This is a genomic window from Cyanobium gracile PCC 6307, assembly GCF_000316515.1.
GTDB lineage: Bacteria > Cyanobacteriota > Cyanobacteriia > PCC-6307 > Cyanobiaceae > Cyanobium > Cyanobium gracile.
Map to the genome: position 1 here is coordinate 1,018,943 of NC_019675.1, position 21,712 is coordinate 1,040,654.

26 protein-coding genes are annotated in these 21,712 nt (G+C 67.2%); 9 read left to right on the forward strand and 17 right to left on the reverse strand.

Annotated elements, in window-relative coordinates; translation table 11 throughout:
* The first annotated feature begins 212 nt into the window (after window positions 1-212).
* Both CYAGR_RS04845 and CYAGR_RS04850 read left to right on the forward strand, forming a co-directional pair.
* Window positions 213-680, forward strand: a complete 468-nt coding sequence (locus CYAGR_RS04845; protein ID WP_245552640.1) for a beta-class carbonic anhydrase — start codon at window positions 213-215, stop codon at window positions 678-680.
* 49 nt (window positions 681-729) lie between these two features.
* Window positions 730-2,025, forward strand: a complete 1,296-nt coding sequence (locus CYAGR_RS04850) for a bifunctional o-acetylhomoserine/o-acetylserine sulfhydrylase (RefSeq protein ID WP_015108665.1) — start codon at window positions 730-732, stop codon at window positions 2,023-2,025.
* Window positions 2,026-2,107: 82 nt separating this feature from the next.
* On the opposite strand, the gene cpcA is transcribed toward CYAGR_RS04850, so the two are convergent.
* The 9 genes from cpcA to acsF all read right to left on the reverse strand — a co-directional run bounded on the left by cpcA (window position 2,108) and on the right by acsF (window position 10,650).
* On the reverse strand, window positions 2,108-2,599 hold the full coding sequence (gene cpcA, locus CYAGR_RS04855) for a C-phycocyanin subunit alpha (RefSeq protein ID WP_015108666.1): 492 nt from the start codon (window positions 2,597-2,599) through the stop codon (window positions 2,108-2,110).
* Window positions 2,600-2,637: 38 nt separating this feature from the next.
* Window positions 2,638-3,159 (reverse strand): C-phycocyanin subunit beta, encoded by a 522-nt coding sequence (locus tag CYAGR_RS04860; protein WP_015108667.1) that lies wholly within the window; start codon window positions 3,157-3,159, stop codon window positions 2,638-2,640.
* Between the two features lie 444 nt (window positions 3,160-3,603).
* Complete coding sequence (locus CYAGR_RS04865; protein WP_245552612.1) at window positions 3,604-5,061, reverse strand: cysteine desulfurase; 1,458 nt, start codon at window positions 5,059-5,061, stop codon at window positions 3,604-3,606.
* Between the two features lie 262 nt (window positions 5,062-5,323).
* On the reverse strand, window positions 5,324-6,253 hold the full coding sequence (locus CYAGR_RS04870) for a family 2A encapsulin nanocompartment shell protein (protein WP_015108669.1): 930 nt from the start codon (window positions 6,251-6,253) through the stop codon (window positions 5,324-5,326).
* A 148-nt stretch (window positions 6,254-6,401) separates the two neighbouring features.
* Window positions 6,402-7,406 carry a serine O-acetyltransferase EpsC gene (gene epsC / locus CYAGR_RS16895; RefSeq protein ID WP_015108670.1) on the reverse strand — a complete coding sequence of 335 codons (1,005 nt, stop codon included), beginning with the start codon at window positions 7,404-7,406 and terminating at the stop codon, window positions 6,402-6,404.
* 1 nt (window position 7,407) lies between these two features.
* Entirely contained in the window at window positions 7,408-7,785 is a 378-nt protein-coding gene (locus CYAGR_RS16900; protein ID WP_071881550.1) for a rhodanese-like domain-containing protein, read from the reverse strand.
* A gap of 89 nt (window positions 7,786-7,874) precedes the next feature.
* Window positions 7,875-8,891, reverse strand: a complete 1,017-nt coding sequence (gene cysK / locus CYAGR_RS04880; RefSeq protein ID WP_015108672.1) for a cysteine synthase A — start codon at window positions 8,889-8,891, stop codon at window positions 7,875-7,877.
* 59 nt (window positions 8,892-8,950) lie between these two features.
* Window positions 8,951-9,625 carry a long-chain fatty aldehyde decarbonylase gene (locus CYAGR_RS04885; RefSeq protein WP_015108673.1) on the reverse strand — a complete coding sequence of 225 codons (675 nt, stop codon included), beginning with the start codon at window positions 9,623-9,625 and terminating at the stop codon, window positions 8,951-8,953.
* The gene (gene acsF / locus CYAGR_RS04890; RefSeq protein WP_015108674.1) at window positions 9,622-10,650 is read right to left on the reverse strand and encodes a magnesium-protoporphyrin IX monomethyl ester (oxidative) cyclase; all 1,029 of its coding nucleotides are present in this window, start codon (window positions 10,648-10,650) and stop codon (window positions 9,622-9,624) included. The genes CYAGR_RS04885 and acsF overlap by 4 nt, the downstream gene beginning before the upstream one ends.
* Window positions 10,651-10,794: 144 nt before the next feature.
* On the opposite strand from acsF, the gene CYAGR_RS04895 reads away from it, so the two are divergent.
* Genes CYAGR_RS04895 through gorA form a run of 3 tightly spaced genes read left to right on the forward strand, consistent with a single transcriptional unit; the run spans window position 10,795 to window position 13,113 of the window.
* On the forward strand, window positions 10,795-11,100 hold the full coding sequence (locus CYAGR_RS04895) for an ArsR/SmtB family transcription factor (protein WP_015108675.1): 306 nt from the start codon (window positions 10,795-10,797) through the stop codon (window positions 11,098-11,100).
* Window positions 11,078-11,758, forward strand: a complete 681-nt coding sequence (locus tag CYAGR_RS04900) for a pentapeptide repeat-containing protein (RefSeq protein WP_015108676.1) — start codon at window positions 11,078-11,080, stop codon at window positions 11,756-11,758. The genes CYAGR_RS04895 and CYAGR_RS04900 overlap by 23 nt, the downstream gene beginning before the upstream one ends.
* Complete coding sequence (gene gorA / locus CYAGR_RS04905) at window positions 11,755-13,113, forward strand: glutathione-disulfide reductase (protein WP_015108677.1); 1,359 nt, start codon at window positions 11,755-11,757, stop codon at window positions 13,111-13,113. The genes CYAGR_RS04900 and gorA overlap by 4 nt, the downstream gene beginning before the upstream one ends.
* 15 nt (window positions 13,114-13,128) lie before the next feature.
* On the opposite strand, the gene CYAGR_RS04910 is transcribed toward gorA, so the two are convergent.
* From CYAGR_RS04910 to cysK (CYAGR_RS04920), 3 genes are all read right to left on the reverse strand, one after another.
* Window positions 13,129-13,410 (reverse strand): 2Fe-2S iron-sulfur cluster-binding protein, encoded by a 282-nt coding sequence (locus tag CYAGR_RS04910; RefSeq protein ID WP_015108678.1) that lies wholly within the window; start codon window positions 13,408-13,410, stop codon window positions 13,129-13,131.
* A gap of 96 nt (window positions 13,411-13,506) precedes the next feature.
* The gene (locus CYAGR_RS04915) at window positions 13,507-13,941 is read right to left on the reverse strand and encodes a hypothetical protein (RefSeq protein ID WP_015108679.1); all 435 of its coding nucleotides are present in this window, start codon (window positions 13,939-13,941) and stop codon (window positions 13,507-13,509) included.
* 37 nt (window positions 13,942-13,978) lie between these two features.
* Window positions 13,979-14,959: a cysteine synthase A gene (gene cysK, locus CYAGR_RS04920; protein WP_015108680.1), complete on the reverse strand. Its 981-nt coding sequence runs from the start codon at window positions 14,957-14,959 to the stop codon at window positions 13,979-13,981.
* A 135-nt stretch (window positions 14,960-15,094) separates the two neighbouring features.
* Between cysK (CYAGR_RS04920) and CYAGR_RS04925 the strand changes: the two genes are divergently transcribed.
* Genes CYAGR_RS04925 through CYAGR_RS04940 form a run of 4 tightly spaced genes read left to right on the forward strand, consistent with a single transcriptional unit; the run spans window position 15,095 to window position 16,981 of the window.
* Window positions 15,095-15,592, forward strand: coding sequence for a MotA/TolQ/ExbB proton channel family protein (locus tag CYAGR_RS04925; RefSeq protein WP_015108681.1), 498 nt, complete (start codon window positions 15,095-15,097; stop codon window positions 15,590-15,592).
* A complete protein-coding gene (locus CYAGR_RS04930; protein WP_015108682.1) occupies window positions 15,589-15,942 on the forward strand; it encodes a hypothetical protein in 354 nt (117 codons plus the stop codon). Before CYAGR_RS04925 ends, CYAGR_RS04930 begins: the two co-directional genes overlap by 4 nt.
* Entirely contained in the window at window positions 15,939-16,304 is a 366-nt protein-coding gene (locus CYAGR_RS04935) for an ExbD/TolR family protein (RefSeq protein ID WP_015108683.1), read from the forward strand. Before CYAGR_RS04930 ends, CYAGR_RS04935 begins: the two co-directional genes overlap by 4 nt.
* Window positions 16,301-16,981: a hypothetical protein gene (locus CYAGR_RS04940; protein ID WP_015108684.1), complete on the forward strand. Its 681-nt coding sequence runs from the start codon at window positions 16,301-16,303 to the stop codon at window positions 16,979-16,981. Before CYAGR_RS04935 ends, CYAGR_RS04940 begins: the two co-directional genes overlap by 4 nt.
* A gap of 13 nt (window positions 16,982-16,994) precedes the next feature.
* Here CYAGR_RS04940 and CYAGR_RS04945 read toward each other — a convergent pair whose 3' ends face one another.
* The 5 genes from CYAGR_RS04945 to CYAGR_RS04965 all read right to left on the reverse strand — a co-directional run bounded on the left by CYAGR_RS04945 (window position 16,995) and on the right by CYAGR_RS04965 (window position 21,709).
* A complete protein-coding gene (locus CYAGR_RS04945; RefSeq protein ID WP_015108685.1) occupies window positions 16,995-18,167 on the reverse strand; it encodes an aminotransferase class I/II-fold pyridoxal phosphate-dependent enzyme in 1,173 nt (390 codons plus the stop codon).
* A 34-nt stretch (window positions 18,168-18,201) separates the two neighbouring features.
* A complete protein-coding gene (locus CYAGR_RS04950) occupies window positions 18,202-19,302 on the reverse strand; it encodes a sensor histidine kinase (RefSeq protein WP_015108686.1) in 1,101 nt (366 codons plus the stop codon).
* The gene (locus tag CYAGR_RS04955) at window positions 19,303-19,995 is read right to left on the reverse strand and encodes a response regulator transcription factor (protein ID WP_043325450.1); all 693 of its coding nucleotides are present in this window, start codon (window positions 19,993-19,995) and stop codon (window positions 19,303-19,305) included.
* Window positions 19,996-20,039: 44 nt separating this feature from the next.
* Complete coding sequence (gene ptrA / locus CYAGR_RS04960) at window positions 20,040-20,672, reverse strand: Crp/Fnr family transcriptional regulator PtrA (protein ID WP_015108688.1); 633 nt, start codon at window positions 20,670-20,672, stop codon at window positions 20,040-20,042.
* A 77-nt stretch (window positions 20,673-20,749) separates the two neighbouring features.
* Window positions 20,750-21,709 (reverse strand): CHAD domain-containing protein, encoded by a 960-nt coding sequence (locus CYAGR_RS04965; RefSeq protein WP_015108689.1) that lies wholly within the window; start codon window positions 21,707-21,709, stop codon window positions 20,750-20,752.
* Between the last annotated feature and the right edge of the window lie 3 nt (window positions 21,710-21,712).

Genomic DNA, 21,712 nt, shown 5'->3' on the forward strand with positions numbered 1-21,712 from the left:
ACACCTGCCGCAGCGTCGTTCTGTCCTGCGGGGTGTTTCTTAGACGACTCATCAGCCCTGGTCTTTGAAAGAGAATTGATCCCTTGCTCCTGAAGCCAACCATGGGCGAACACACCGCGATTCTGGAAGCCAATACTGGGTATGCTTCCAACTTTGGAGACAAAGGATCACTGCCACTTCCACCGGCTCGGAAGGTGGCATTGCTCACCTGTATGGATGCACGTCTGCTGCCTTCCAGATTCGCTGGACTTCAGGAGGGGGATGCGCACGTGATTCGCAATGCGGGGGGCAGAGCCAGTGATGATGCGATTCGTTCACTGGTGATTTCCTACAAACTGCTCGGAACCAACGAGTGGTTCGTGATTCACCACAGCAACTGCGGCATGGAGTTGTTCAGCGGTGAGACGATCGCGGAGCTCCTGTCCCGCAGTCTGGAAACGGCTGTGCTCGGGCCCAACGGCTTTGAGGACGTGGGCCCCGGGCCAGGATCGGAGGCCGCCGGGGATATCGACTGGCTCACGATTGAGGACCTGGATCGCAGCGTGGTGGAGGACGTCAGACGGATCCGTGAGCATCCCCTGGTGCCCGGCCGGATCCCCATCCACGGCTTCATCTATCAGGTGGAAACCTGCGAGCTCCGCGAGGTACCGGCCGCCTCCGCCGTCGGGGCCCCCCGCTGACACGCCGACATTCCGCCCAATCATTCGCCCCATCAACAGAGTTCCCTTCATGACCCAAGGTTTCGCCACCCGTCAGATCCATGCCGGCACAGCACCGGACCCCACCACCGGCGCCCGGGCGGTACCCATCTATCAGACCACCAGCTACGTCTTCCGCGACACCGACCACGCTGCCAACCTCTTTGGGCTTCGGGAACTCGGCAACATCTACACGCGGATCATGAACCCCACCCAGGCGGCCTTCGAGGCTCGGGTGGCTGATCTGGAGGGGGGCGTGGCGGCCCTGGCCACCGCCAGCGGCCAGGCGGCTGAAACACTCGCCCTGCTGAATCTGGCCGAACACGGCGGCCACATCGTCGCCAGCACCTCCCTCTACGGCGGCACCTACAACCTGTTCGCCTACACCTTGCCGAAGCTCGGCATCGAGGTGAGCTTCGTTGACGATCCGGATGACAGCGAAGCCTGGCGACGTGAGATCCGATCGAACACCAAGGCCTTCTTCGGGGAGAGCATCGGCAATCCCAAGGGCGACGTGTTCAACTTCGAGGCTGTCGCCGAAGTGGCCCACGCCAGCGGGATTCCACTGGTGATCGACAACACCCTCGCCACTCCCTACCTGCTTCGCCCCCTCGAGCATGGCGCTGACATCGTGATTCACTCGGCCACCAAGTTCATCGGTGGCCATGGCACGGCGATCGGCGGGGTGATCGTGGACGGGGGACACTTCGACTACGAAGCCAGTGGGCGTTTTCCCCAATTCACCACGCCTGATCCCAGCTACCACGGCCTGGTGTTCAGCCAGCTGCCGGAGGCCCTGCACCCTGCCCGCTACATCCTGCGGGCCCGGATCACGCTGCTGCGCGACCTCGGCCCAGCCGTGACCCCGTTCAACTCCTTCCTGTTCCTGCAGGGTCTGGAAACCCTTTCTCTGCGCCTGGAGCGGCACTGCAGCAATGCCCTGGCGGTGGCCCAGTGGCTGGAGGCCCGCCAGGACGTGGCTCGGGTGGTGTACCCTGGGCTTGCCAGCAGCCCCTGGCACCAACGAGCCAGGCGCTATCTGCCCAGGGGCCAGGGGGCGATCGTTTCGTTCGAGCTTCCCGGAGGGCTGGAGGCGGGCAAGCGTTTCGTGGAGGCCACCGAACTGTTCAGCCACCTCGCCAATGTGGGCGACGTGCGAAGCCTGATCATCCATCCGGCGAGCACAACCCATAGCCAGCTGAACGAACAGCAGCTGGCGCAAACCGGCGTCACAGCCGGCCTCGTGAGGCTGTCGGTGGGCCTGGAAACCCTGGAAGACCTCCTCACCGATCTGGAGCGGGGCTTCCGGGCGACGAGGCAGCACTGAAACCGGCCGGAACCTGCCGGCGGCAACGCCATCAAAAAGGGGCCCTGGCGGGGCCCCGGTGGTCTTCCGTGTGAGGTGATCTTCAGATCAGGGCGTTGATCGCGTAGTCGATGTAGTTGTTGGCGATGACGCCGGGGTCTCCGGAGATGCCGTGGTTGGCCTTGATGTAGTTCAGGGCTTCCACGTACCAGGAGGGGGAGAGCTCGAAGGCGCGGTTGATTTCATCCAAACCGGCGATCAGGTACTCATCGAGGGGGCCGGTGCCGCCGGCGACCAGGGAGTAGGTGATGTGACGCAGGTAGTAGCCGATGTCACGGGAGCACTTGGCCTTGCCGCGGGCGTCGAAGGCGTAGTTGTTGCCCTGCAGCTGGGTGGTGTAGGGGAACTTGTTGTAGACCGCCTGGGCGGCACCGTTGACGAGTTCGTCGGCCTTGGCGGTGAGCGCCTTGGCGGCCTCAAGGGCATTCTTGGCGCGCTCGTAGCGACCGAAGGCGGCGTTCAGTTCGGTGTTGCTGAGGTACCGGCCCTGGGAGTCGGCGGCAGCAACGGCTTCGGTGAGGGAAGTCTTGGACATGACGGGAGGAATCGCGGAGGTGAATGGGTGGAACGCCGTCAGCTGACGGCAGCGGCGGCGCGGTCGAAGTAGGTGCCGATCTCGGAGGCCAGCGCGGAGCAGTCCCCCTGGGTGATGCCGTTGCGGTCGAGCACCAGTTCGATCGCCGCGCCCTTGATCAGGCGAACGCCTTCGGCCACCGAGGCTCCGGGCACGCCGAGGGCCAGGTAGGTCTCCCGCAGGCCGTTGAGGCAGCGGTCCTCGAGCACCGAAGCATCACCGAGATAGACCGCGTAAGTGACATAGCGGAGGATGATGTCAAGGTCGCGCAGGCAGGCGGCGACGCGACGGTGGGTGTAGGCATTGCCGCCGGGCGCGATCAGGGCGGGCTGTTGGGCGAACAGCTCGCGGGCGGCGTTGGTGACGAGGGTGGAGGCGCTGGAGGTGATCCGGTTCACGGCATCCAGACGCTTGAAACTGTCGGCGACGACGCCGGAGAGAGCATCCAGCTGGCCGGAATTGAGGAACTCGCCGCGGACATCCGCCTGGGCGATGAGCTTGGTGAAAGCGTCGTAGGTCATGACAGTGACTACTTCTCCCGATGTGGGGATGAGGTTGATTGAAAAGTACGCGTACCACTCCGGCCGAATGATCCGACCTGAAGGGTTCATCGCGTACAGACATTCTCGTCACCAAGGGACTGATCTTCCCCCATTGACTTCACAAAGAGTCATCGCAATCATGGCCATTGTAGTGTCAGTTACAACGGCAGTATTGCACTCCATAGCCTGATCCAGAAATGGAAGAATAAAATGGCACTCTGATGTAGTCCTGACCACCCCATCTTGAACCGATGCTTACAACGACTTACCCGGATCTCCTGGCTGGCCGAACTGGGGGGCCCGGCATCCAAGGGCGTTCTCACGGCTGAATCAGGGGCACAGCGACCGTGGCCCAGGGCTCGTTGGTCGCGACTTCCGTTCGCTCGGCAACGCCCCTCCCTTGGCCTGCACCGAGACGTCAGCTCAGGCAGCCAGCCGCCGCAGCGCAGCCACCAGGGCATCCACGTCGGTGTGGGTGTTGTAGAGACCCAACGTCGCCCGCACGGTGCTTTCCACGCCAAAGCGACGCAGGATCGGCTGGGCGCAGTGGTGACCAGCGCGGACGGCGATTCCCGCCTGGTTGAGGGCCGAACCCACCGCCTCGGGAGCCAGCCCATCAAGCAGGAACGAGAGGACGCCGGCCTTGTGATCCGCACGACCGAACAACCGCAGGCCGGGAATGGCGAGCAGCAGAGGCGTGGCATAGGCCAGCAGAGCCTGCTCCGCCCTGTCGATCGCGTGCATGCCGATCCGCTCCACGTACTCCAGGGCCGTGGCCAGACCCACGGCGTCAGCGATGTTGCCGGTACCGGCCTCAAAGCGCTGGAGCGGATCCTGGTAGAGGGTGCGCTCAAAGGTGACGTCGCGGATCATGTTGCCGCCCCCCTGCCAGGGGGGCATGGACTGGAGCAGATCGCGCTTGCCGTAGAGCACGCCGATGCCGGTGGGTCCGTAGATCTTGTGACCTGAGAACACATAGAAATCCACGTCCAGGGCCTGCACATCCACCGGCGTGTGGGCGATGCCCTGGGCCCCGTCCAGCAAGACCAGGGCACCATGCCGATGGGCGATCGCGATCATCTCCTCAACCGGAGGGATCGTGCCCAGGGCATTGGAGACCTGGGTGAAGGCGACCAGCTTCGTGCGGGAGTTGAACAGATGCTCGTACGCCTCCAGGATCACCTGGCCGGTATCATCCACTGGGGCGATCCGCAGCCGGGCTCCCTTCTCATGAGCCAACTGCTGCCAGGGAACGATGTTGGCGTGGTGCTCCAGGTGCGTGAGCACGATCTCATCACCCGTCTCGATGTACCGCCGACCCCACGACTGCGCCACCAGATTGATGCCTTCAGTGGTGCCTCGCACGAACACGATCTCCTCGCTGCTGGCGGCATGCAGAAAGCGGGCACAGGTGGCGCGGGCCTGCTCATAGGCCTCGGTGGCGCGCGCCGCCAGCTCATGGGCCGCCCGGTGGATGTTGGAGTTTTCGCTGCGGTAAAAGCGCTCCAGCCGCTCGATCACCGCGAGTGGCTTCTGGGTGGTGGCGCCGTTGTCGAGCCACACCAGTTGCCGACCGTGGATGCGCTCCTGCAGGATCGGAAAGTCGCGCCGCAGGTAGGCCGGATCAAGGGGTTGTGCCGCGTGGGAAGCCTGCTGGGTCAGGTCCAGCTGCGAGAGCCCCGCTGGTGCCCCGGCCATGGCCTCGGGTTGGGGCACCTCCGAGGTGGGGAGGCGAGTGGGGGATGGGGCGCGCTCTGCCATGAAGTAGGGCAGGTCCATGGCCACGGGGAACTGGCTGATCACCCCCTGCAACGAAGGAAAGGAATGGGGAATCTCAATGGCGAAGGGGGTCAGTGTGCGTGGATCGGCCCGTTCAGGCACCGCTTGGGGAGACAAATGGGTTGCAGAGACGTCATCGCGCAGTTGACGATCCACATGGAGCTCTGATCCTCCCGAATCTGCCTGGCTCAGTGGTGGGTCTGAGGAAAGACCCTCCGATGCAGCGGGGAGCTGGACAACGGATGCAACGGGTTGGGATGGATGGCCAGACAGCTGGGCCTGGATCAGGTGGGCCAGACGACCCAATTCCGCCTCACTTGGGAAACCATGTGGAATGACAGCCTCGTCACCGGCCCCATGGTGATCAGCGGTAGTCATGCTGGTAGTGATGGAATTTGTCCACTTCAACGTTTTCAAGCACGGCGATGGCGTCTTCTGTGAGAACGGCCAGTGAGCAGTAAAGCGAGATCAGATAGGAGGCGATCGCCTTGCGTCCGATGCCCATGAATTTCACCGACAGCCCCATGCCCTGTTCGCCAGGGAGGCCTGGCTGGTACAGACCCACCACCCCCTGTCGCGCTTCACCGGTGCGCAACAACAGAATGCTGCTGCGCCCCGCCTCGATCTTCAGCTTGTCACTGGGGATGATCGGCAGGCCCCTCCAGGTGATGAAGGGCGAGCCGTAGAGGGTGACCGTCGCCGGAGGAACACCGCGACGGGTGCATTCCCGGCCGAAGGCGGCAATGGTACGGGGGTGCGCCAGGAAGAAGGCCGGCTGCTTCCACACTTTGGTGATCAGTTGATCGAGATCATCAGGGGTGGGGACACCACTGATGGGCTGAAGACGCTGGGATGGAATGACGTTATTGAGAAGCCCATACTCCTTGTTGTTGATCAGTTCACTTTCCTGGCGCTCCTTGATCGTTTCAATGGCCAGCCTCAGCTGCTGCTGGATCTGATCATGGGGGTTGCTGTAGAGGTCAGAAATCCGCGTATGGATATCCACCGTCGTTGTAACAGCGCTGAGGAAGTACTCACGGGGCTCCTCTTCATAATCGACGAAGGTTTCGGGGAGATCGATCTCATCTCGCTGTGAGCATGCCGTGAGCACTCGTGACTCATCCTTGACCTTGTTGACGCGATAGATCCCGGCCTCAACTCCAACCCAGGACAGCATCGGCACCAACCAACGCGGCGAGATGCCGAGCAGCTGCGGGACCGTTTTGGTGGCATTCGCCAGCTGGCGTGCCGCTGCATCACCTAAAGCGAGATGGGAGGATTTGCTGGTTGCCATGGATGTTCAATCAAAAATTGACAGGACTAGAATCAACAAGCCACAGAGCATTCCTATCGCCCTGGAGGAGACAGTCAGTGGTGCACTGGCCCTCAGAAATTGGAGAGCAAGACATCACGTCCTATCAGGGAGCCACTCATGGGATCACTTAAATACCTCCCCCCTCTCCAAAGGTCTCAGAGAGAGCCTTGGCCTGGGTGATGGTGGTGCCTGGCGGGACGCTGCTTGTCAACCAGACATTCCCACCGATCGTGGATCCTTTTCCGATGGTTACACGGCCCAGGATCGTTGCTCCAGAATAGATAACGACATCGTCTTCAACGATCGGATGTCGGGGCTCACCCTTAACCAGATGTCCATGCTCATCGACTGGGAAGTGCTTGGCCCCCAAGGTGACAGCCTGATAGAGACGCACATTCTTGCCAATGATGGACGTCCCGCCGATCACAACGCCTGAGCCATGATCGATGAAGAAGCTGTCACCGATGGCAGCGCCGGGATGAATATCCACGCCCGTGGCGGAATGGGACAGTTCAGCAATGATGCGAGCCACCACTGGTGCGCCGAGCCTGTGAAGGGCATGGGCAAAACGATGGTCGGTGATGGCCTTCATCCCTGGGTAGCAGACAAGCACCTCCTCGATGCTGCTGGCGGCAGGGTCGCCTCGGAACGCCGCATGGAGGTCGGAATCGAGCTGGGAACGGATATGCGGAAGCTGGTGAGCAAACGCGTAAACAATGTCCGTGGCCTGCTGATCAAGAGTCGGATCCTGCCTATCTCCATGGGGCAAGGATCGACGGGCCTCGAGCTCAATCCGGACCTGATGACGAAGTTCCCGAAGGCTGGTGTCGAGGGTATGGCCAATGAAGCAGTCAGTGGCCGTCGAAGAGCTTGGTACACCCATCAGATCGGGCTCCGGCAACCCCAGGCGATGGGGATAGAGGGAGGCTCTCAGGCCGACGAGTACCTTTTTGAGAGCATGGGTTGAAGGCAGGGGAACCAGGGTGTTCGGATGTTGCCAGAGGAGTGGAGACTGCACCCGAATGGCACGGAGAGAGTCGACTATTCCTGCCAGATTCAAGTCGTGATCTCCCATGCCTTCATGCTCATCGAGAAGGGAGATGGGGCGATCGGTATGCACAGATGTGATCACGTCAGCATCCAGCGGCTACGGGACGCACCAACGCATCAGGCCAGTCACGCAGTCCAGCCTGCAACGAGGCCACGGCTGTGTAACCGAGAGCCTGCAGTTCGAGGGCTGCGATTGCACTTCGGTTGCCACCGGCGCAGACCACCACCAGCGAATGGGCTTGATCCTTGAGAATCCTCGGGGCCTGCTGGGAGAGGATTGAAGACCTCACATTGATGGCACCAGGGATGTGCCCAGCTTCAAACTCCTCTGCTTCACGGACATCGATCACTGTGGCTCCATCAGCGATCAGGTGCTTCACGCCCTTGGCATCAACCTCCCGGATCTGCAAGCGCGCCGCCGCCGCTTTCTGAAGGAAATCCGAGCCATGCAGAAGAGACATGTGGCCGCTGCGTGATCCATTGATCATCCCTTGATTGGTGTGCCTGACAACGTAGTTTCAGCCACATCGATGGGTACCTGCGACTTCAATCAAAGCGCCAGGCCATGCTCATTGAAGAGTCCTTCAAAGAGCGCTGAACTCAGATAGCGTTCGCCGGAATCCGGCAGCACCACCACGATCGTCCGACCGGCAAAGGCCTCCTCATGGGCCAGCCGCACCGCCGCTGCAGCGGCGGCGCCACTGGAGATGCCTGACAGGATCCCCTCTTCGCGGGTGAGGCGCCGCGCAAAGACCACAGCGTCAGCACTGCTGACCTGTTCAACCCTGTCAACAAGATCGAGATGCAGATTGGCTGGGACGAATCCAGCCCCGATCCCCTGGATCTTGTGGGGCCCAGGCTGAAGCGGCTGTCCCGCCAGCGTCTGGCTGATCACCGGACTCTCCACGGGCTCCACGGCCACCGACACCAGGGGCTCGCCGAGCGTTCGCTTGATGTACTGGCTGACGCCGGTGATCGTGCCGCCGGTGCCGACGCCTGCCACCAGTGCCGCCACGCGACCGCCGGTGGAGGCCCAGATCTCCGGTCCCGTGGTGTCGTGGTGAATGCGTGGGTTGGCTGCATTGGCGAACTGCTGCAGCAGCACATAGCGATGGGGATCGGAGGCGGCGATGTCCTGGGCCCTGGCGATCGCACCGGCCATGCCCCGGGCACCCTCGGTGAGCACCAGCTTCGCTCCGTAGGCGATGAGCAGCTTGCGCCGCTCCAGGCTCATGGTTTCCGGCATCGTGAGGGTGATCGGGATCCCCCGCGCTGCGGCCACGAAGGCGAGGGCGATGCCTGTATTGCCGCTGGTGGGTTCGACGATTTCCTTGCCCGGACCGAGCAGACCGTCCTTTTCCGCCTGCCACACCATCGCCGCTCCGATCCGGCACTTCACCGAATAGGCGGGATTGCGTCCTTCGATCTTGGCGTAGACGATTCCCTTGGCCTCACCGACGACGCGATTGAGTCGGACCAGCGGCGTGTGGCCAATCGTGAGGCTGTTGTCCTCAAAGGCGGGAAGGGCCGCCGCCGCCGGCGTGGCGGCGAAACCTGTGGAGGTCATGACGGGGCGACGAAAAGCCAGACCTAGCCATGGACCTGCTAACCCCGTCGTGGTGGCGATTACACCCCCACCGCCACCGCCTGGCCCGCCAGTCGCGCCACCAGCCCCCGGGCCTGGCGCGGCTCGAAGCCGACCATCTCGATCGCCGCCTGGAAGCAGCCCACGAACTCGCCCACCAGCTCGGCCGGATCGATGCCGATGGCGGTGAGATCGGCACGCACGGCGTTGAGTACCGCCAGCACGATCGGAACGGCCCGCTCGCAGCAAGCCGCGATCGGAGCCGCCACTTCGGGGAAGCGGACGGCCAGCCAACGCTCGCCGTAGTCGAGGTGTTCTGCCTCATCGTCCAGCACCGTCTGGAGGATCGGGGCGGCATAGGCATCGGCCACCGGCTGGTAGCAGCGGTAGGCGGCCACGGCGAAGCTTTCCACGATCAGGCACTGGATCACCAGGGCGCTGACGCGGTCGCCGCTGCTCACCGCCTCACGGAACAGCCGATGCAGGGGTGCGAACAGGCGCCGCGCCAGCGGCAGATCCGGGCGGATCCCCAGCTGTTTGCCGCAGCCGGAGAAATCGCGGGCATGGTGCCCCTCCATGGCGGCGAGCCGCATCAGGTCGTCCCGGTCCTCCGGAAGGAGGCCGGCCAGCAGGCGGAAATGGCTGTCCGCCAGGCCCTCACCCACGATCACCAGGGCGTTGATGCGGCTGTAGGCGTCGCGATAGGCGCAGTTCATGCCGCATCCACCCGCACCATCGGCTGCCAGAACTGCCGCCACAGCAGCCCGCCGAAGCGCAGCCGCAGGCCGAGCTGCTGCAGGGGGCCGGCCCCCTGGCGGCGGGCGGCCCCCATCTCCTGGAAGCAGGCGACGAGGCGGTCCCGCAGGGCGATGAAACCGCCGGACTCCAGATCGAACACCCATGGGAAGGCACGGCGGGCCGTGCGGTTGGTCTGACGCATCACCTCGGCGTCGAAGGACTCCGGGTCCATGCCCAGGATCCGATAGAACTCGCCGCGCTCACAGACCGTGAGGCTGTGGGTGAGAAACACCGACCACAGGAAGAAGCGACTGAGCAGCTTGCCGCGCAGCCCCTGGCGCAGGGCCGGCCAGCAGCGGATCAGCATGTTGAAGATGTCGCCATGGCGATTCTCGTCCTGGCACCAGGGCTCGAAGAAATCGAACAGCGGCGCGAAGTTGCTGTCGGGGTGGGCCTTGAGATGGCGGTCGATGAGGATGTAACGCCAGTAGCCGATCTTCTCCGACAGGAAGACGCTGTAGAGCACCCAGCTCAGGGGGAACCAGGTGATCGGCCGCTTGGTGCTGAGGCTGGGCAGGTCGATCTCGATGCCCTCGGCCACCAGGGCCCGGTTCAGGAAACCGGCATGGCGGGCCTCATCGCGGGCCATCAGCTGGAACAGCCGCCCCATCTCGGGACGCTGCGCCTGGAACAGCCGGCGGGAGAGCTCCTTGAACAGCAGGAAACCGGAGAACTCCGACACGCAGGAGCGCACCAGGTAGCTCTCGTAGGCCTCCTTCTCCTCGGGGCTCAGGTCCCGGAGCCGGTCCAGTGGTGCCTTGCGATCGAAATGGTCCCGGTTGTAGTCCGCTTCCATCTCGGCGAGCATGGCGTCGAAGGCCGGCCGCTGGGGCTCCAGATCCGTGCGAGCCGCCTTGGCGATCTGGGTCGTATAGAACCGCGGGGTCAGCAGGTCTTCCCGCAGGTGGGGCGCCGCAGCAGGGGAGGAGAGGGTGGCGGTCATCAGGGGCGACGCGGCTGCGCGTCATAACGACATCGCGATACTACGTGGTCCACGTGAAGCAGACCTGTGGTTTCACGATTCTGCATCAACAGTCTGAGACGCAAGCGTGGTAACCTCCCACCATCCCGGGCTTCGCTGCGGTCGATGGAATCTCTGGCCGACTACTTCAAGGTGTTCTCCGAGCCCAACCGGCTCACCGTGCTCGAGACCCTGCGCCAGGGGCCCCTCAACGTCACCGCCGTCGTCGAGAAGACCGGCCTGAGCCAGGCCCTGGTGTCCAAGCATCTCAAGCTGCTCACCATCGCCGGCGTCGTGCGCCGCCGTCCCGAAGGCAGCCTGGTGTTCTATGAAGTGATCGACAAGGGCGTCTTCCAGCTCCTGGCCCAGGCCCGGAAGCTGATGCTCGCCTCCCGCCGCCAGCAACTCGATGCCCTTGCGGCCATCCTCTGACCGTTCCGCCGACCTGCCGGGCGATCTCCCCGCCGACCTGGAGGCCCTCAAACGTGCCCTGGCCGAGGGACGACGCGACTTCGCCGGCCTGCGGCTGGGGGATCTCGATGGGGTCGCCCTGGATCTTGGCGACTGCAACCTGGAAGGCGGCTGCTTCAAGGAAGGCCGCTTCGGCCATGCCCGGCTGGCGGGAGCGAACGTGGAGGCCGCCTGCTTCCAGCAGGCCCTGCTCTGGGGGGCCGACCTCTCCGAACTCCAGGCTCGCGGCTCCTTCTGGCACGACGCCGACCTGTCGGCGGCCCGGCTGCAGGGGGCCGATTTCGGCGGCGCCCTGATGCACCGCTGCTGCCTGCGGGGGGTGCTCGGGGCCCACAGCCACTGGCGGTCCACCCGACTGGTGGAGGCCGACTTCCGCGGCGGCCTCGACCAGCGCACCGACCTGGGCGGGGCCGATTTCCAGGGGGCCGACCTGAGCTTCGCCCAGATGCAGGGGGCCCTGCTGCAGGGGAGTGATCTGCGCGGTGCCTGCCTCTACGGCACCAACATGGAAGGCGCCGACCTGCGCGAGGCCGATCTGAGCGGCTGCGACCTGCGGGACACCGATCTCCGGGACGCCATGCTGGAAGGCACCGTGCTCCACGACGCCCTGCTGCCATGACCGACTGCTTCGATCTGATCGTCCTCGGGGCGGGCTCCGGTGGCCTGGCGGCCGCCAAACGGGCGGCCTCCTACGGGGCCTCCGTGGCGATCGTGGAGGGCGACCGGGTGGGGGGCACCTGCGTGATCCGCGGCTGCGTGCCCAAGAAGCTGCTGGTCTACGGCTCGGCCTACCGCCACCTGCTCGACGATGCGGCCAGCTACGGCTGGCAGCTGGATGGCTTCAGGCCCGACGCCTCCGTGCTGCTCGCCAACGTGCGCCGGGAGGTGGACCGGCTCAACCAGCTGCACATCACCCTGCTGGAGAAGGCCGGCGTCGAACTGGTGCGGGGCTGGGGCCGTTTCGCCGATCCCCACCACATCGATGTGGTCCAGGGCGCCGAGACCACCCGTCGGCTCCAGGCGGAGCGGATCCTGATCGCCGCCGGCGGCCGGCCGCACCGGCCCAGCTTCCCCGGGGCCGAACTGGGCTGGGTGAGCGACGACATGTTTCTGCTGGAGCGCTTCCCGGACCGGGTGGTGGTGGTGGGCGCCGGCTTCATCGCCTGCGAATTCGCCTGCATCCTGCACGGCCTGGGGGTGGCGGTGACCCTGCTGGTGCGTGGTGACCACCTGCTGCGGGGCTTCGACCGGGAGGCCTCCGCTGCCGTGCAGGAGGCCATGGAGGCCGAAGGCATCGAGATCCGCTTCGCCCACAGCCCCGCCGCCATCACCGGCGTCCCCGGCGCCCTGGAGCTCGTCACCCAGAGCCGCGAGCTGCTGCCCTGCGGCGGGGTGCTGCTGGCCACGGGCCGCCGGCCTTTCCTCGACGGCCTGCAGCTGGAGTGCGCCGGGGTGGCGGTGGAAGGCCACCGCATCCCGGTGGATGCCGACCAGACCACCAACGTGCCCCACATCCATGCCGTCGGCGACGTGACCGACCGCATCAACCTCACCCCGGTGGCGGTGGATGAAGGCCGCGCCTTCGCCGACACCGTCTACGGCAACAAGCCCCGCCAGGTGAACCACGACCTGGTGGCCAGCGCCGTCTTCAGCCAGCCGGAACTGGCCGGGGTGGGGCTGAGCGAGGAGACGGCGATCGAGCGCTTCGGCGCCGAGGGCATCCGGGTGCACCGGGCCCGTTTCCGCCCCATGGCCCAGGCCCTGCCGGCCCGAGGCCCCCGCGTGCTGCTGAAGCTGATCGTGGAGGCCGCCACCGACCGGGTGGTGGGCTGCCACATGGTGGGCGAGCACAGCGCCGAGATCATTCAGATGGCGGCGATCGCCATCGGCATGGGCGCCACCAAGGCCGACTTCGACCGCACCATGGCGCTGCACCCCTCGGTGGCCGAGGAGTTCGTCACCATGGCCGGCTGAACAGGACCGGGACGATCAGAGCTCCTCTTCGACCCCCGGCTGGATGGTGCAGTCGGAAAGGGGGTAGCTGACGCAGAGCAGGGCGAAGCCTTCGCCGATCTGGTCATCGTCGAGGAAGCTCTGGTCGGACTGGTCGACGCTGCCGGAGAGGATCCGGCCGGCGCAGGTGCTGCAGGCCCCGGCGCGGCAGGAATAGGGCAGATCGATGCCCTGCTCCTCGGCCGCGTCGAGGATGTAGGTGTCGTCGGGACAGGTGAAGGTCTTGCCCCCTTCCAGGCTGATCGTGAAGCTCGCCATGGTGCGGCAGAAGGACGATCAGCCAATCCTTGGGGGAACCTCGGGCAGCGGTATGTATCGCAGCGAACAGGATGCGCGAGGGGACACGCGCGGAGGTCAGGCCCCGGGACCGCTGGAGGGGTCGGCGGGGAACCCCCAGGCCCGGCGGAGTCCCGGGTCGGACAGTTCCCAGGCATGTTCGCTGGCCACCACGGCGGCCCGCACCCCTTCCCCCGTCAGCCCCCTGGCCGCCCGGCAGTGCTCCAGCAGCTGGCGGAACCTCAGGCTCTCCTGCAGCAGCCGCTCGACCCGCTCGGCCCCCCCGGCGCTGGCGAGCATCGTCGGCTGCCGCGCGCAGAGTTCCAGCGTCTCGATGTGCTGCTCAAGCCAGGCGGCCTCGTAGTGGAGCATGGCGTCGCTGCAGTCCTCAAGACGGCCGGCATAGAGCGTCAGATGCTCCTCCAGCACGGCAGGGTCCCCGGAGCGATCGACCGGGACCGGAGCGGTGCTGCGGTCATGGAGCCGCTGCATGATCTGACGCAGGTAACTCATCGGTGGTGGCCTCGCAGCACTCGTGCGGTCGGTGGGGTCAGACGGCCGCCAGGCCCCGTTCGTTGAACACCCCCTCGAACAGCACCGAACTGAGATAGCGCTCGCCGGAGTCGGGCAGCACCACCACGATCGTGCGGCCCTCGAAGGCCGGCTCCCGGGCGAGCCGCAGGGCGGCCACCGTGGCGGCACCGCAGGAGATGCCCGCCAGGATCCCCTCCTCCTTCATCAGGCGGCGGGCCATGGTCACCGCCTCCTCGTCGCTGACGGCCTCGACCCGGTCGACCAGGCTGAGGTCGAGGTTGGCGGGAACGAAGCCAGCACCGATGCCCTGGATCTTATGGGGACCGGGCCGCAGGTCCTCACCGGCGATGGTCTGGCGGATGACGGGGCTGTTGAGCGGCTCCACGGCCACCGACACGAGCGGCTGGCCGAGGGTGGTCTTGATGTAGCGGCTGACGCCGGTGATGGTGCCGCCGGTGCCGACACCACAGACCAGAGCATCGACCACGCCGCCGGTGTCCGTCCAGATCTCGGGGCCGGTGGTGTCGTGGTGGATGCGGGGATTGGCCGGGTTCACGAACTGTTGCAGCATCACCCAGCGGTCCGGTTCGGACTCCGCCAGCTCCCTGGCGGCGGCGATGGCCCCCCCCATTCCCTGCCGTCCTTCGGTGAGCACCAGGTGGGCGCCGTAGGCCGTGAGCAGCTTGCGCCGCTCCAGGCTCATCGTCTCCGGCATGGTGAGGGTGAGGGGGATGCCCCGGGACGCGGCCACGAAGGCCAGGGCGATGCCGGTGTTGCCGCTGGTGGGCTCGATCAGTTCCTTGCCGGGCCCCAGCAGACCCTCCTTCTCGGCCTGCCAGATCATCGCCGCGCCGATGCGGCATTTGACCGAGTAGGCCGGGTTGCGGCCCTCGATCTTGGCGAGCACCCGGGCGCCGCATCCCTCCGTGACGCGATGCAACTCCACCAGCGGGGTCTGCCCGATGCTGAGGCTGTTATCGGCATGGATGGGGCTCATGGTGCTCCCTCTGGATCCGGTCCATGGGCACCTTAGTCAGCGCCCGATCACGGGGGACTGTCAAGCAGCTGGGGCACGTCGTCCGGGCGACGTCGGCCCATACCATCGCCCCCATCGGATGCAGCGTCGTCAGGGGTGAAGACACCGGTCCCCGGGATCCATGGACCCATCGCCCTGTTGCTGCTGCTGCTCTCCATCGCCGTGGTGACCGTGGTGATCGACCGGGGCAGGTACTGGTGGAGCTGGTGGCGCAGCCGCGCCTCCCGCCGCGGGCAGTGGGAACGGGTGCTGGCCGACCAGGGCGGATCGGCCGCGGGACGCCTGCTGGAGGACTGGGAGCTGGAGATGCGGTTCGGCGAGCCGCTGCTGCAGGCCGCCGTCGTGCTGGCGCCGCTGCTGGGTCTGGTGGGCACGGTGCTCGGTCTGATGCAGGTGCTCGCCAGCCTCGGCCCCCAGCTGCTGCTGCCGGCGGGGGCCAACCTGGCCGGATTCGGCCAGGTGCTGCTCAGCACGGCCCTGGGGCTGATCCTCAGCCTGATCGCCAGCACCGGCCTGTTCGCCAACCAATGGCTGCGGCGCAGCCAGTGCCTGCGGCTGCAGCGGCTCGGCCGTACCTGGGCCCCGCCGGCATGAACCACGCCCTTGCCGCCCTGGTGGGGTTGACCCTGCTGCTGTGCGGGTCGGTGGCGGCGCTGGCCGACCTGGCCCGGCAGCGCCAGCCGCGGCTGCGCCCCCCGGGGGGCCCGTCCCTCACGGGCGCCCTCTGGATCGTGCAGGCGCCCGGGGATCGCTGGTTCGTGAACGGGGAACCCGTCTCCCGCGGCCGGCTGCCCGGCCTGCTGGGCTCCCAACCGGCCGGCAGCGAGATCCACTTCCTGCCGGCGGCCCGGCTGCCCCTGGGCGAGGTAGCCCGCTCCCTGGCCCACCTGCGCTCGATCAGCCCCCAGCCGGTGGGGCTGACCCTGCCGGAGGCGGGGCCATGAACGCCGACGCTGCCCCGACGCCTCGCTGGGGACCCGCCCTGGACGCCGTGGCCCTCGGGGCCATGGCCACCGGGCTGGCGCTGCTCTCCCTGGCCCTGGTCCTGGTTCCCCAGCGGCTGGCCCAGCGTCCGGCCAGCCAGGGGGTCGTCAGCCTGCACCTGGACGCCGACGGCCAATTACGGCTCTGGAATCAGCCGGTCCCACCCGGACAGCTGGCCGCCGTGCTCCAGGGTCTCAAGGACGGCCGGGGCCAACCGACCCTGCGTCTGATCCCCGAACCGGACGTCCCCTGGGGATCGGTGCAGCAGCTGATGGAGCGCCTGGGCCGTTCCGATCTGCCCCTGGAGCTGCAGCTGCCATGAAGGCCAGCCTTCCCCATTGGCGCCATCTGCGGCTGCCCCTGCTGGGGGCCCTGGCCCTGAACGGGCTTCTTGTTGTGGCGGCCCTGCGTCCGCCCGCCAGGACGGCACCCGCCGTGGCGGCCCCACCACCGGATGACACCCCTGAGCTGCTGCGGTTCAGCCGCCAGCAGGCGCGGGAGCCGGCCCTGGCGGCCCTGCCCCTCCCCCCGCTCAGCGCCCTGCCGCCGCCCCCGCCGACGGATCTGCCGGCGCAGCCGCGCCGTAGGGCCGACAGGGGCGCGGACCGGGCACGGCCAGCGGCGGCCACGCCGGCGCCGCCAGGAGCCGGCCAGGAGCGCACCGGCGCCAGGACGGGCGCGGAGCTGGCGGCGACCACCCGGATGCTCGCCCTTGCCCTGCAGGCCAGAACACTCGAGTCAGCCGAGGCCACCGCCGTTGCGACGCTCTGGGAGCAGGCGACGCCCACCCGGGAGGCCCCCGCCGGGATGGCCGCCGCTCCGGAGGGAATGGAACTGCGGCGGCTGCCGCTCGCCAAAGCCCGCAGCGCCGGTCTGGCCTCCAGCGATCCCCTCGCCGTGCTGGCGGGCGGCAAGGTGCTGCTGCTGTGGCCGGACGGGAGCACGTTCTGGCTGCTGGCGGCGGCAAGCGACAGCCGTACCTCCAGCGCCAGGCCCTGAGCGGAGACAGGGCTCAGTCGCCGGTGGGCTGCAGCGCCGCCAGCGCCTCGAACAGACGCTCCAGAGCCTCCGCCAGGGCGGTGGCTTCGAGCATGCCGTAGCTGAGCCGCAGCAGGGCCTGACCGCCGGACGGCGGCAGGCCGAAGCTGTCGCCCGGCAGGGCGGCCACCCCGTGCCCCAGCACCAGATGGCGCAGCAACGGCTCGCCCCCCAGGCCGCAGGGGAACCGCACCAGACCATAGAAGGCGCCGTCGGGGGGACCCAGCAGCTCCACCGCCTGGCCGCCGGCGCGGGCCGTCGCCACCGCCTCGAACAGCTGCCGGCGCCGCTCGCCGAGGGCGGCGATGTGGGGCCGGCACCAGGCCGGACCGGCCTCCAGGGCCGCCAGTGCCCCCCGCTGGCTCACCAGGGGCGGACAGATCAGCACCGTGTCCTGGACCTTGGCCAGCGCCCCCATCAGCTGGCGCGGCACCGCCGCGTAGCCCACCCGCCAGCCGGCCATGCCGTAGGCCTTCGACAGGGAGAACAGGGACACCGTGTGGGCTCCGCTGCCCGGCAGCCGGCCAGGGCTTCCATGGGGCACCGTCCCATGGAGGAAATCGGCGTAGGCCTCGTCGCTCACATGCAGCAGCCCATGGCGGTGGCAGAGGCGGTTGATGGCCGCCAGCACCTCCGGCGGCGTCACCAGGCCGCTGGGGTTGTTGGGGGAGATCGTCACGATGGCCCGGGTGCGGGGGGTGATCGCCGCCGCCAGCCGCTCGGGATCGGGCACCAGCCCCGCCGCCACCGGCACGGGCACGCCGCCGGCCAGGCGGATCGCCATGGCGTGATTGAAGTAGAAGGGCAGCGGCAGCAGCACCTCGTCGCCCGGGTCACAGAGCACCTGGGCAATGGCGTGGAAGGCCATGTTGCTGCCGGCGGTCACCAGTAGGTCGCTGCCCTCCAGATCCAGCCCCCGCTCCTCGGTGAGCTCCCGCCGGACCGCCGCCAGCAGGGCCTCCTCGCCCTGCATCGCCCCGTAGCGGTCGAGCCGCGGGTCAGCCTCCGCCACCGCCCGGCCGACGGCCTGGCGCACCGCCTCCGGCGGCGCCCAGCTGACCATGCCCTGCGCCAGGGAGAGGGCATCTGGGCGCTGGCGCATCAGGCACCCCACCTGGGCAATCACCGGGTCGGCCACCGCCGCCATCCGCCCCGCGGCTCCAGGGGCTGTCCTTTCCATCTCAGGCCACCGCGGGGAGCAGCAGTTCCATCACCGCCCCGCCCCGGGGATGGTTGGACGCCTGGATGCGGCCGCCATGGGTGAGCGCGATCTGCTGGACGATCGCCAGACCCAGTCCGCTGCCGCCCCGGTCGCTGCGTACCCGGGAGGGATCACCGCGGTAGAAGCGCTCGAACATGTGCTCGAGGTCGTCCTCGCTGAGGCCAGGGCCCTCGTCGCGCACCGTCAGCAGGCACCAGCCCGCCGTCGCTTCGATCTCCACCCACACGGTGCCCTCCTCCGGGCTGTAGCGCAGGGCATTGTCCAGCAGGTTGAGCACGGCCCGGTGCAGCCGCGAGCCATCCCCCAGCACCGCCAGATCCCCCGCGGCGGTGAGCTCCAGGCGGATGGAACGCCGCTCGGCCAGGGGCCGCAGGCCAAGCCAGACCTGCTGCACCAGCTGGGGCAGCTCCACGCGGCTGCGCCTGCGCAGCCCCTCGGGCAGGGTGTTCTCCAGCCGGGAGAGCTCCATCAGATCGCCCACGAGCCGCTGCAGCCGCAGCAGCTCCCGCTGCAGCCGTTCCACCAGCACCACATTGGCGTCGTTGACGTGGGCGGCCAGGCTGTCACCCACCAGCAGCAGGGCCGTGAGGGGCGTCTTGAGCTCGTGGGCCACATCGCTCACCCAGCGCTCCTGCTGCTCCAGCTGGGCTTCGAGCGAACGACGACTCTGGAGCAGCAGGGCCACCCAGCCGTCGTCGCCGGGCAGGACGAACACGGCCAGCTGCTGCTCGCCGAGCTCCCAGTCGAGGCGCTGGGGACGCTCCCGCCGGCGAGCGTTGCGGACCACCTCCAGCAGCTCGGGCGAGCGGCAGACCCGATCGAGGGGTTCCTGACGCCGCAGTCCCGCTCCGGGGGCCTCCAGCAGCCGTTCAGCCCGCTGGTTGATCAGCTGGATGCGATCGCCGCTGTCGAGGATCAGCCAGCCATCGGGGGCCTCCCCGATCCAGCGCAGCAGCTGGCGCTGAGACAGCCCGGAACGGGACAGGCCGGGCCGACCGGTGCGGCGCGCCAGCAGCCAGCCCAGGGCCAGCCCCAGCAGACCCGCCAGCAGAGCCTCCATTCAGCCGAAGCGGTAGCCGAAGCCCCGGACGGTGATCAGGTGCTCCGGAGCCGAGGGGTTGGCCTCCAGCTTCTCCCGCAGCCAGCGGATGTGGACGTCGACGGTCTTGCTGTCGCCGAAGTAGTCGTAGCCCCAGACCCGCTCCAGCAGCTTGTCGCGGCTCCAGACGCGGCGGGGGTTCTGCATGAACAGCTCCAGCAGCCGGTACTCCTTCGGCGAAAGGTTGACCTCCAGGCCATCGCGGGTGACGCGGCACTCCTCGGGGTACAGGCTGAGATTGGCGTGCTGGAGCACCTTGGCGGCCACCTCCACGGAGCGACTGCGGCGCATCAGGGCCCGGCAGCGGGCCACCAGTTCCCGCAGGCCGAAGGGCTTGATCAGATAGTCGTCGGCCCCCACCTCCAGGCCCAGCACCCGGTCGGTTTCGCTGTCGCGGGCACTGACCACCAGGATGGGGGTCTGGTTGCCGGCGGAACGCAGTTGCCGGCAGAGATCGAGGCCCCCCAGGCCGGGCAGCATCAGATCGAGCACCACCAGGGAGAATTCCTCTCCCGGAGGGCATTCCTGCAGGGTGCGCAGGGCCTCTGTGCCGTTGCCGCAGGCGGTGACGGAAAAACCCTCCAGCACCAGCACGTCGCGGATGGTCTCGCGGATCGTGTCGTCGTCCTCGACGACCAGGAGGGGGGGATGCATGCCGGCATTATCAGTGTCGGCGGCGGGGAGATCCCAGAACTGTCTCAACGGCGTGGCAGATAGCTGACCACCAGACGCCGCTGGCTGTCGAGCTGCAGCCAGCCCTCGTCGCGGAGGGCGCCGATCACGCGGGTGACGGTGACCCGGGTGGTGGCCAGGGCACTGGCCACCTCCTGATGGGTGAGGCGCAGGTTGAGGCGCAGACCCGACTCGCAGGGCTGGCCGTACTCGCTGGCCAGGAGCTCAAGGAAGCCGCGCACCCGTTCATCGACGCGCTTCAGACCCATCAGGGCCAGCAGGGCCTGGCTCTGATGGATGCGCTGGCCGAGGGCCTCCAGCATGGCCACGGCCAGGGTGCCGTCCTGGCGGATCTCGCTGCAGCTGAGGCAGAGCAGGTCGGTGTCGGCCAGGGTGGTGGCGGCGTAGGCCTCGACACCATTGAGGGGATCGCCGAAGGGCTCGTTGGGGCCGGCCAGCCCGAGCAGCATCTCGTCGCCGTGAATGGTGATGGCACTGAGCTTCACCATGCCGCGGACCACGAGCCAGACGTTGTTCTTCAGCAAGGGGACATGGCTCCCGGCGCTGACATGAACCAGACTGCGTTTCTGGTAGTTCGCTTCGAGAAGTTCGCGGAATCCATCCTTGCTGCCGGATTCACGGGAGGGCGTGAATACCATCGGGGAAAGCGCATCGGATGCAGCGAACTGTATGCAGCGACACCCGAGGGACGGGCAAAGGGCTGTTAGTGCTTTGGTTAAGAGCTCGGTAAGGCGAGGGCCAGCGGGGGCACTTCAGGGTGGCTGTCGGAACGCCGCTCGAGCCAGAGCGCCATCGAGAGGCTGCGCCGGCGTTCGGGGAGGATCAGCCCATCGGCTCGCTGCCGCCACTGGTCCCAGCAGCCCAGGGCCCTGCGCCGCAACAGGGCCTCCAGAACCGGCAGGCTCCTGGCCAGTCCGGCCGGCAACTGGTCATCGATCGCCCTCTCCAGGACATGGAGATCGTTGAGTTCTCCGAGCAGTTCCTGCAGCTCCCTCAGTTCGGCCACCCACTGCCGGCAGCGTGAGCCGGTGACGGCCCCGAGATTCTCGAGGCCGTAACGGGCGGTCTTGAGTCGTTTGCGCAGGTCGTGGACCCGCTCCATGTCCCCCTCCTGTTTGAGGATGAACCAGCCGGGATGCTGGAACAGCCCGGCGATCATCGGGGCCTGCCACTCCAGGGTCCAGGCCAGCAGCGGCAGCTCCCCCAGCCGCGTGAACTCGGGATGGCGCAGCCAACCCTGCAGCTGGGACAGCAGCTTCAGGTAGCCGCTGCTCTGGAGGGTGGTGACCACCTGCTCGTAGGCCAGGGCCCGTTCACGCCGCAGCTGCTTGAAGACGGGCTTGAGAGCCCGTTGTTCCGCCTCGGGAAGCTCGGGCATCAGATCCTTCTCCAGCCGATCCCGGAGCACATCCAGGTCCCGCGCCATGCCGAGCCGCCGCACGGTCTTGGCCAGGCGGGGGTCAGCGACGGCCTTGGGCAGCTGCAGGGCGGGGGCGAACTGGTGCAGGCAGGTGCGCAGCCGCCGCAACGCGACCCGCATCTGATGCAGGGGTTCGGGATCGTTGTCGGCGAGCACGGGCCCCTGCAGTGACGCAAGCTTGTGGGTGAAGCGCCCGATCAGACCGACCGCAAACGCTCCATTGCTGAACGGGTGATCATCGTGCGGGCTGGCCATGGG

Coding starts and splice junctions, on each gene's coding strand:
- CYAGR_RS04885 (WP_015108673.1), bottom strand. CDS start 9,625: ATGAACTGCGCCTATCGCGACGCCTACAGCCGCATCAACGCCCTGGTG.
- acsF (WP_015108674.1), bottom strand. CDS start 10,650: ATGACCGCCACCCTCTCCTCCCCTGCTGCGGCGCCCCACCTGCGGGAA.
- CYAGR_RS04895 (WP_015108675.1), top strand. CDS start 10,795: ATGGAATCTCTGGCCGACTACTTCAAGGTGTTCTCCGAGCCCAACCGG.
- CYAGR_RS04910 (WP_015108678.1), bottom strand. CDS start 13,410: ATGGCGAGCTTCACGATCAGCCTGGAAGGGGGCAAGACCTTCACCTGT.
- CYAGR_RS04870 (WP_015108669.1), bottom strand. CDS start 6,253: ATGGCAACCAGCAAATCCTCCCATCTCGCTTTAGGTGATGCAGCGGCA.
- cpcA (WP_015108666.1), bottom strand. CDS start 2,599: ATGTCCAAGACTTCCCTCACCGAAGCCGTTGCTGCCGCCGACTCCCAG.
- CYAGR_RS04950 (WP_015108686.1), bottom strand. CDS start 19,302: ATGGAGGCTCTGCTGGCGGGTCTGCTGGGGCTGGCCCTGGGCTGGCTG.
- CYAGR_RS04845 (WP_245552640.1), top strand. CDS start 213: ATGGATGCACGTCTGCTGCCTTCCAGATTCGCTGGACTTCAGGAGGGG.
- CYAGR_RS04850 (WP_015108665.1), top strand. CDS start 730: ATGACCCAAGGTTTCGCCACCCGTCAGATCCATGCCGGCACAGCACCG.
- gorA (WP_015108677.1), top strand. CDS start 11,755: ATGACCGACTGCTTCGATCTGATCGTCCTCGGGGCGGGCTCCGGTGGC.
- CYAGR_RS04945 (WP_015108685.1), bottom strand. CDS start 18,167: ATGGCGGCGGTGGCCGACCCGGTGATTGCCCAGGTGGGGTGCCTGATG.
- ptrA (WP_015108688.1), bottom strand. CDS start 20,672: ATGGTATTCACGCCCTCCCGTGAATCCGGCAGCAAGGATGGATTCCGC.
- CYAGR_RS04900 (WP_015108676.1), top strand. CDS start 11,078: ATGCCCTTGCGGCCATCCTCTGACCGTTCCGCCGACCTGCCGGGCGAT.
- CYAGR_RS04940 (WP_015108684.1), top strand. CDS start 16,301: ATGAAGGCCAGCCTTCCCCATTGGCGCCATCTGCGGCTGCCCCTGCTG.
- CYAGR_RS04955 (WP_043325450.1), bottom strand. CDS start 19,995: ATGCATCCCCCCCTCCTGGTCGTCGAGGACGACGACACGATCCGCGAG.
- CYAGR_RS04915 (WP_015108679.1), bottom strand. CDS start 13,941: ATGAGTTACCTGCGTCAGATCATGCAGCGGCTCCATGACCGCAGCACC.
- CYAGR_RS04860 (WP_015108667.1), bottom strand. CDS start 3,159: ATGACCTACGACGCTTTCACCAAGCTCATCGCCCAGGCGGATGTCCGC.
- CYAGR_RS04935 (WP_015108683.1), top strand. CDS start 15,939: ATGAACGCCGACGCTGCCCCGACGCCTCGCTGGGGACCCGCCCTGGAC.
- cysK (WP_015108672.1), bottom strand. CDS start 8,891: ATGACCTCCACAGGTTTCGCCGCCACGCCGGCGGCGGCGGCCCTTCCC.
- CYAGR_RS16900 (WP_071881550.1), bottom strand. CDS start 7,785: ATGTCTCTTCTGCATGGCTCGGATTTCCTTCAGAAAGCGGCGGCGGCG.
- cysK (WP_015108680.1), bottom strand. CDS start 14,959: ATGAGCCCCATCCATGCCGATAACAGCCTCAGCATCGGGCAGACCCCG.
- CYAGR_RS04965 (WP_015108689.1), bottom strand. CDS start 21,709: ATGGCCAGCCCGCACGATGATCACCCGTTCAGCAATGGAGCGTTTGCG.
- CYAGR_RS04930 (WP_015108682.1), top strand. CDS start 15,589: ATGAACCACGCCCTTGCCGCCCTGGTGGGGTTGACCCTGCTGCTGTGC.